Source organism: Staphylococcus croceilyticus (assembly GCF_002902575.1).
GTDB classification, from domain to species: Bacteria; Bacillota; Bacilli; order Staphylococcales; family Staphylococcaceae; genus Staphylococcus; species Staphylococcus croceilyticus.
In genome coordinates this window covers 47260-56171 of sequence record NZ_PPRD01000103.1, presented here as the reverse complement: position 1 = coordinate 56171, position 8912 = coordinate 47260, and the positions used below count along the sequence as shown (strand labels likewise).

Sequence of the window (8912 nt, the reverse complement as noted above, 5' to 3'; positions counted from 1 at the left end):
ACTTTATACACTTTACAATGAATAATTAAGAATTATTTTAATTTGACATATTTTGTCAATATTTTTAAGAGAACGCTTACAACGCAATGGTTATAGACTTTGTGTTGTAAGCGTTATTTTTGTATTTTTATATTATTTTAAAATAATCATAAATCGAAAATTGACCATATTTTTCAAAAAAAGAATAATGGAAGTGAAAAAAGAGGAGAGGGCGAGAAAGTTGAAAAAATATGAGACTTTAAATCGTTTACATGAAAATTATTTAGTAGCTGTTGTAAGAGGTAACAGTCAAGAACAAGCCGTCGCTTATATTGAACAAATTATTGAAGGGGGAATTCTTAATATAGAGGTAACTTTCACTACACCACAAGCAGAACTAGTAATTCAAGAAATATTAAAAAAATATAAAGAACATGATGTTGTAGTAGGTGCTGGTACTGTGTTAGATGCTGTCACAGCTAGAATTGCGATTAGTCATGGTGCTTCTTATATCGTCAGTCCGCATTTTGATGCTCAAATCGCTGAAATATGCAATCTTTATACAATACCTTATTTACCTGGATGCGGTTCTGTCACTGAAATTACTGAAGCGCTTAAATCAGGGGTCGATGTCGTTAAATTATTCCCAGGTAATCTATTAGGTGCTAAATACATTAAAGATGTACACGGCCCTATACCACACGTTGAAATGATGCCATCAGGTGGCGTTTCTTTAGACAACATGAATGAATGGTATGACAAAGGGGCGTTTGCAGTGGGCATAGGAAGCGCATTGACCAAACAGGCGGATTCCGATATCAACATCGTTAAAGAGAACACGCAACAATTTGTGCAAAAATTTTATGAAATAAGAGGGTGAGACTTTGAAATTTATTACATTAGGTGAAATCATGATGCGCTTGTCTCCTGAAGGGTTTGGAACTATAACGGGTGCCAAGCAATTCGATGTCAACTATGGGGGCGCAGAAATGAACGTCGCAGTAGGACTGAGTTCATTGGGTATTGATTGCACGATGTTGACTGCACTACCAAAGAATTTATTGGGTGACACGGTTATCATGAATTTGAGAAAATATAATATTCATACTCAGTTTGTCGAAAGAAATGATGGACGCTTAGGAATGTATTTCTTGGAAAAAGGGTTCAGTGTAAGATCGTCACAAGTCATCTATGACCGTCAAAACTCCGTATTCTCAAATACAACATTTGACGATTATGACATTGAGCAAGCATTAGCAGACCATCAATGGTTCCATTTTACTGGAATTACTCCAGCTATAAATGAAGATATGTTTGACTTAGTTAAACAAACACTTGAACTTGCTAAGGAAAAAGGGATGTTCGTTAGTTGTGATTTGAATTTCAGAGCAGCTTTATGGGACTTCGAAACCGCGCGACTTAAGATGTCACAGTTACTACCTAACGTTGATTTAATCTTTGGATATGAACCATTGTCGCTACCCGATGATCAAAATAATGATAAAAAAGATGGTTTAGATAGGTTAGCTAATATTGAAACATTAGAACCAATATTAAAAGAAATTCAAGAAAAATATGACATTAAGTACATCGCGTTTACGCAAAGAAAAAATTTTAGTAGTACAAGAAACCGCTTACAAGGTTTTTTATATACAAAAGATGCAGTGTATCAATCAGAGCAATATGAAGTGGAAATTATCGATAGAGTTGGAACTGGAGATGCATTTAGTGTAGGTATTATTTACGGTCTCATCAATGGACTTGATAAAGATGAGACAGTTGAATTTGGGATTAAAAATGCATTATACAAACATACAGTTGAGGGTGATCATGCACCTTCTAATTTTGAAGTTATCAATTCTATTCAACCCGATACACAAGACATTAAACGATAGGGGATTAGAAAGAAGGGGAGAATATGACTTCTGAAGTTAATGGTAGCAAGCCAAAAGTTCAAAAGTTTAAAGAACTTGAACAACCTAAATTAAAATTTAAAGAAAAATTCTCTTATGGTTTGGGAGATTTAGGTAATGGCTTAATGTTTGATATGGGTCAAATTTATTTACTTAAGTTTTACACAGACATTTTAGGAATCTCAGCATTTTATGGAGGATTAGTATTCTTAATTTCTAAAATTTTCGATGCATTTGTTGATACTGGTGTAGGAACCATCGTAGATTCTCGAAAAAATATTGGACCTAAAGGTAAATTCAGACCATTTATTCTTTACGGTACATTACCTTTAGCAATAATGACCATTATTACGTTCTTATCACCTAATTTGGGAGATACGGGTAAGATTGTATGGGCATTTGCGACTTATATGTTATTTAATCTAGCGTATTCAGTGGTTAATATCCCTTATGGTTCATTATCAGCTTCTATGACTTTGAATGCTGATGACCGTACGCAATTGTCAGTATTTAGGAATTTAGGTTCTCAAGGTGCAATATTTATTGCAGGAATTGTGGTCGTGCCTATGGTAGATATATTTGATAATCATGCCTTAGGTTATCCAGTGGTTGTTGCATTACTTGCTGGCATTGGGGTATTACTTCACATTATTTGTTATAAAAATGTCAAAGAACGCCATGTTGTCGTTGATAATAAAAAGGAAGAAAAGGCCAAGAAGAATGATGATACTAATGCATTTATAAATGTTGTTAAAAATGGTGCATTTGCTGCTTTAGCGATCTTCACTTTACTAAGTATTATGGCGATGTTCTTAAAACAATCATCTCAATTATATTATTTCCAGTATGTTTTAAATGAGCCTAACTTAGTAGGGTTAGTGAGCGCATTAAACTTTATCATGTTAATTCCAGGATTATTATTAACAACATTTTTAAGTAAAAAATTTGGTAAGAAAATGACCGCAGTGATAGGTCTTGGAGGCTTCGTTACATTCGAGTTTCTAAATTACTTCATTTTTGGTGAACATTACATCAGCTTTTTAATCGCGAATACATTATCTAATTTCTTTTTAGTTATACCGACGACTGTTTCTTGGGCGTTTATCGCTGATGTGGTTGAATATGGCCAATGGAAGACTGGTAAACGTACAGAAGGTATTATTTATTCAAGTTATAGCTTTACACGTAAAGTTTCACAAGCATTGGCAGGGTTTGTGCCAGGTTTGGCATTAACTATGATTGGTTACCAACCTAACGTAGCCCAATCAGCAGGCACCTTAGAAGGATTAAAAATATTATTCTTTGTTATACCAGGTAGCATCAGTTTAGTGGCACTCATCATTTTCGCATTGACTTATCCACTAACAGATAAGAGACACAAACAAATTGTTAAAGAATTAACCTTAAGAGATGAATTATAAACAGGAGGCTTAATTGTTATGACATTTATCGATGAAAATTTTATGTTGAATAATGAAACAGGGAAAAAATTATATGAGAACTATGCTAAAGATTTACCCATTTATGACTTTCACTGTCATTTAAGTCCACAGCAAATTGCAGAAGATACACAATTTGAAGATATCGCTGATATTTGGTTAAGTGGGGATCACTATAAATGGAGAGCAATGAGAGCGCTTGGCATTGAAGAACATTATATTACTGGTGATGCAAGTAATAGAGAGAAATTTATTAAATGGGCTGAAACAGTTGAAAATTGTGTAGGAAATCCATTATATCATTGGTCACATTTAGAATTGAAAATGTACTTTAATATTGACGTATTATTAACTGCTGACAATGCAGAAAAAATTTATGACGAAGCAAATCAATTCTTAAAAGACAATCAAGTGAGTGCACGTTCATTAATCACTGATTCTAATGTAAAAGTGATTTGTACTACTGACAATCCAACAGATGATTTAAAATATCATGATCAAATCGCACAATTAGAAGATTTTGATACAGCAGTTTTACCTGCTTTTAGACCTGATGATGTATTCAAAATTGGTCATCAAGCATTCTTAAAATTTGTAGAGAAACTAGAACAAGTTGAAGATACTAAGATTAAGAATGTAGATGATTTTGTTAAAGGTCTACATCATCGTATCGATTTCTTCCACTCAAAAGGTGCTAAGTTATCTGACCATGGTATTTCAGTACTTCAGTATGAATCATTTTCAAAAGAAGACATTGATAGCATCTTCGAGAATGCTTTGAATAACAAAGAACTTGATGATAAATCGAAAGCGCAATTCCAAACATTCATCTTAAATGAATTAAGCAAAAAATACCATGAGAATGGCTGGGCAATGCAAATTCACTTTGGTGCTCTAAGAAATGCTAATACGCAAATGTTTGAAAAAGTAGGTCCTGATACGGGGTTCGATTCTATCTTAGACCAAGAAAATGTCGCTTATCATTTAAATTCATTACTCGACATGATGGAATATGAGGGTCATTTACCTAAAACAATTCTTTACAATTTAAATCCTAATTATAACGATATCGTTGGTTCTGCAATTGCCAATTTCCAAACAGAACCTGGTATTAGAGGTAAAATCCAACACGGTGCAGGTTGGTGGTTCAATGACACTAAACGTGGCATGATTCGTCAAATGTCTTCATTAGCAGACCAAGGATTATTAATGAATTTCGTTGGAATGTTAACAGATTCAAGAAGCTTTATCTCATATTCAAGACATGACTACTTCAGAAGAATATTAAGTACGTTTATTGGTGAATATGTAGAGAATGGAGAAATTCCTAACGATGAAGCACTATTGAAAAAATTAATTGAAAACATTTGCTATAACAATGCTTATGAATACTTTAAATTAATCTAATTGGGGGAGGTTACTCACATGAAAATGTCATTTAGATGGTATGGATCTGATGATCCTATCACACTAGAAAATATTCGCCAAATACCTGGCATGGAAGGCATTGTAAGTGCAATTTATGATGTGCCAGTAGGAGAAGTTTGGCCGAGAGAAAAGATTAAAGCATTAAAAGATGAAATTGAAGAAGCTGGTTTAGAACTATCAGTTATTGAGAGTGTGCCGGTACATGAGGATATTAAACTTGGTAAGCCGTCACGTGATGAATATATTGAAAACTATTGTCAAACACTGAGAAATTTATCAGCTGAGGGTATTCAAACAGTTTGTTATAACTTTATGCCAGTGTTTGATTGGACACGTTCTCAATTAGAGTATCGTCTTGAAGATGGTTCAACATGTTTAATTTATGATGAGAATGATGTTGATAAAATGAATCCTCGTAGCGGTGAACTTGCGCTACCTGGATGGGATTCAAGTTATACTAAAGAAAGTTTAAATGCCTTATTAGATGAATATGACGATGTTGATGAAGAGACATTATGGCAGAATTTAGAGTACTTCATTCAAAAAGTGATACCTGTTGCTGAAGAGGAAGATGTTCTGATGGCGATTCACCCGGATGATCCACCATGGAGTATCTTTGGATTGCCTCGAATTATCACTAACAAAGAAAACTTAGAGCGTTTTATCAATTTATATGATTCAAGATACAACGGTCTTACAATGTGCTCAGGTTCACTAGGGGCAGATCAAAATAATGATTTTGTTGAAATGTTACGTTACTTTGGTAAAAAAGACCGTGTACATTTCGTGCATGCACGTAATATTAAACACACTGGTGTATCTTCATTCCAAGAATCTGCACACCCATCATTTAAAGGTTCATTAGATATGTATGAAATTATTAAAGCACTTGCTGAATTTGATTATCATGGACCTATTCGACCAGACCATGGCCGCATGATTTGGGGAGAAACTGGTAAACCAGGGTACGGTTTATATGACCGTGCATTAGGTGCAACATATTTAATTGGATTATATGAAGCGGTAACTAAATCAAACTAAGGGGTGTTATAATATGAAATTACCTTTTGAGGTAGATTTAAGTGGAAAAACGATTGTCGTAACTGGAGGCTCAGGTGTCATAGGTTCAGAATTATCTAGAGCTTTAGTCGCTTGTGGTGCTAAAGTAGCGATTATTGGTTTGGATGACGATAAGGGAAAAAGCTTAATCAATGACATAAATAATACTGAATCTAAAGGTGAAGTCGAGTTCTTCCAAGGTGATGTGACGTCACGCCAAGATATGGAAAAGGTAAAAGAAAGTGTTAATGAAAAATATGGTAAGATATCTATCTTAATTAATGGTGCTGGAGGAAATCATCCTAAAGGTACAACTGAAGATGAATACTATGACAATAATAATGAAGAGTCTATTCAAGATTTTTACGGATTAGATGAAGAAAGTGTTGGCTTTGTATTTGACTTAAACTTCAAAGGTACGTTTATTCCTACGCAAGTATTTAGTAAAGATATGGTAGAGCAAGACTTTGCTAGTATCATTAACATTTCATCTATGAACGCTTTCACGCCATTAACAAAAATTCCGGCATATAGTGGCGCTAAAGCAGCAATTAGTAATTTTACGCAATGGCTAAGTGTATACTTTTCACGTACAAATATTAGAGTAAATGCCATCGCACCTGGTTTCTTATTAACTGATCAAAATAGAGACTTACTATTAAATGATGATGGCTCTTACTCAGATCGTGCAGAAAAAATTATCAATTCAACGCCATTAGGACGATTTGGAGAACCTGAGGAATTAGTTGGTGCATTATTATTCTTAGTTAACCAACAAGCTTCTAGCTTTGTTAATGGTGTCGTATTACCAATTGATGGAGGATTTAACGCTTATTCAGGAGTATAAATAAAACTACAGGAGGACGTAAAATATGTTATATCCAATAAATACTGAAACAAGAACAGTCGTTGATTTAAGCGGTGTTTGGAACTTTAAATTAGAAAGAGACAATGACCCTAATGATGTTCAGACGCCGATAGAGTCTGAATATGTAATGGCAGTTCCTGGATCTTATAATGATCAAGGTGTCGTTGATGAAATCAGAGCGCATGTTGGAAATGTATGGTATGAACGTGAGTTTATCATTCCTAAGTCATTTAAAGAAGATAGAGTTGTTTTACGTTTTGCTTCTGCAACACATCATGCGACAGTATATGTTGATGGTCAAGAAGTAGTTAAACATTCAGGAGGATTTCTACCTTTCGAAGTTGAGTTAACAGACGAACTTGCTTCTGTTGGCAAACATCGTTTAACTGTGAAGGTAAATAATATATTAGATTACTCTACACTTCCTGTAGGTAATTATTCTGAAGAAAAAAGAGATGATGGAAGTGTAGCGAGAAAAAATAATCCTAACTTTGATTTCTTCAATTATGCAGGCTTACATAGACCTGTGAAAATCTATACGACACCTAAGTCGTACATTGAAGATATCGTAATTGTTACTGATATTAATAGTGCACAAGAAGGTATAGTGAATTACACTGTCAAAGGTAATTTTGATGACAATAATACACTTAAAGTCAGTGTGATTGATGAAGAGGGAGAGGTTGTCGCTTCTGAGTCGAACGTTGAAGGGGAAATCACAGTTGACCAACCGCACTTATGGCAACCACTTAACGCTTATATGTATCAACTAAAAGTGGAAATCTATGATGATGACGAATTAATTGATAGCTATGAAGAGCCTTTCGGTATTCGTACAGTAGAAGTAAAAGATGGTCAGTTCTTAATTAATAACGAGCCATTCTATTTCAAAGGTTTCGGTAAACATGAAGATACTTATTACAATGGTCGTGGTCTAAATGAAACTGCTAACGTATTAGATATCGAATTATTCAGATGGATAGGTGCGAATTCATTTAGAACATCTCATTATCCTTACTCTGAAGAGATGATGCGTTTAGCTGATCAACAAGGTATTGTAGTCATTGATGAAACAACTGGCGTAGGTCTTCATCTAAGCTTTACTGCATTATTAAATAATGATAACTCTGAAAAACCTAACACATGGGAAGGTTTGAATACTAAAGAAGCGCATGAACAAGTGATTAAAGAATTAATCGCTAGAGATAAAAACCATCCTTCAGTAGTCATGTGGTCAGTAGCTAATGAACCAGCTTCTATGGAAGATGGAGCTAAAGAATATTTCGAACCATTAGTGCAATTAACACGTGACTTAGACCCACAAAATCGTCCAGTAACTATCGTATTAATATTAACAGCACAACCTGACGTTGATAAAGTTCATGAACTTGTAGATGTCATTTGCTTAAATAGATACTACGGTTGGTATACTCAAATGGCAGACTTACAAAGTGCTAAAAATGCCTTAACAAAAGAATTGGATAAATGGGGCGAAATCGAACCTGGTAAACCAATTATGTTTACAGAGTATGGTGCCGATACAATTGTTGGATTCCATTCAGCATCAACACAAATGTTCACTGAAGAATTCCAAGTGGATTATTATAAAGCGAATCATGAAATTGTAGACCAATATCCTACATTTATTGGTGAACAAGTTTGGAACTTTGCAGACTTTGAAACTGCAGATGGACTATTCCGTGTTCAAGGTAATAAAAAAGGTATCTTCACTCGAGATAGAAGACCAAAATCAATCGCACATTATTTCAAACAACGTTGGCACGACATTCCAAACTTTAATTATAAAAAATAGTACATTAATTTAAAACCTAAATAAAAACTGTCGACAAAGTACAAAAATTTGTCGACAGTTTTTTTATGACTTAATTATTTAAATATCATTTTTAATTTTTTATATAACTATCAAATAGCATTACTTGTTTAGAAAATGCACTTATTCATTCACACAATTAATTAAGTAGTTCCAAGATAGATAACGAAACGTAGTTGAGCGCGGGGCCCCAGCACAAAGACTTTCGCATAGAAAGTCTACAAACAAAGCAAGCTGGGGAAGGAACTTAAGTGTTTACACACTTAAGTAAGTAGTTCTAATGATTAAAATCAAAGAACTACTTTACATGACTACAGGCTTGAGCCTTTCCCGCAAGAAAGCGTCGCAACAAAAACGAGTGAATGTTCATCTCTAGAATTTCTTTACAACCCAGT

General features: G+C 34.3%; 7 protein-coding genes. All 7 read left to right on the top strand.

The features are described 5' to 3' along the window. The first annotated feature begins 220 nt into the window (after positions 1–220). From CD128_RS10805 to uidA, 7 genes are read left to right on the top strand one after another with little or no spacing between them, the layout of a single operon-like run. Positions 221–859, top strand: coding sequence for a bifunctional 2-keto-4-hydroxyglutarate aldolase/2-keto-3-deoxy-6-phosphogluconate aldolase (locus CD128_RS10805; RefSeq protein ID WP_103329905.1), 639 nt, complete (start codon positions 221–223; stop codon positions 857–859). Between the two features lie 4 nt (positions 860–863). Beyond that, the gene (locus CD128_RS10800) at positions 864–1874 is read left to right on the top strand and encodes a sugar kinase (protein ID WP_103329904.1); all 1011 of its coding nucleotides are present in this window, start codon (positions 864–866) and stop codon (positions 1872–1874) included. A 23-nt stretch (positions 1875–1897) separates the two neighbouring features. Next, positions 1898–3313 (top strand): glycoside-pentoside-hexuronide (GPH):cation symporter, encoded by a 1416-nt coding sequence (locus CD128_RS10795; RefSeq protein WP_103329903.1) that lies wholly within the window; start codon positions 1898–1900, stop codon positions 3311–3313. 18 nt (positions 3314–3331) lie between these two features. Beyond that, entirely contained in the window at positions 3332–4738 is a 1407-nt protein-coding gene (gene uxaC, locus CD128_RS10790; RefSeq protein ID WP_103329902.1) for a glucuronate isomerase, read from the top strand. Between the two features lie 18 nt (positions 4739–4756). Beyond that, positions 4757–5800, top strand: a complete 1044-nt coding sequence (uxuA, locus tag CD128_RS10785) for a mannonate dehydratase (protein ID WP_103329901.1) — start codon at positions 4757–4759, stop codon at positions 5798–5800. Between the two features lie 13 nt (positions 5801–5813). Next, positions 5814–6665 (top strand): SDR family oxidoreductase, encoded by an 852-nt coding sequence (locus CD128_RS10780; RefSeq protein ID WP_103329900.1) that lies wholly within the window; start codon positions 5814–5816, stop codon positions 6663–6665. A gap of 25 nt (positions 6666–6690) precedes the next feature. Continuing rightward, positions 6691–8499, top strand: a complete 1809-nt coding sequence (gene uidA, locus CD128_RS10775; protein WP_103329899.1) for a beta-glucuronidase — start codon at positions 6691–6693, stop codon at positions 8497–8499. The last annotated feature ends 413 nt before the right edge of the window (positions 8500–8912 follow it).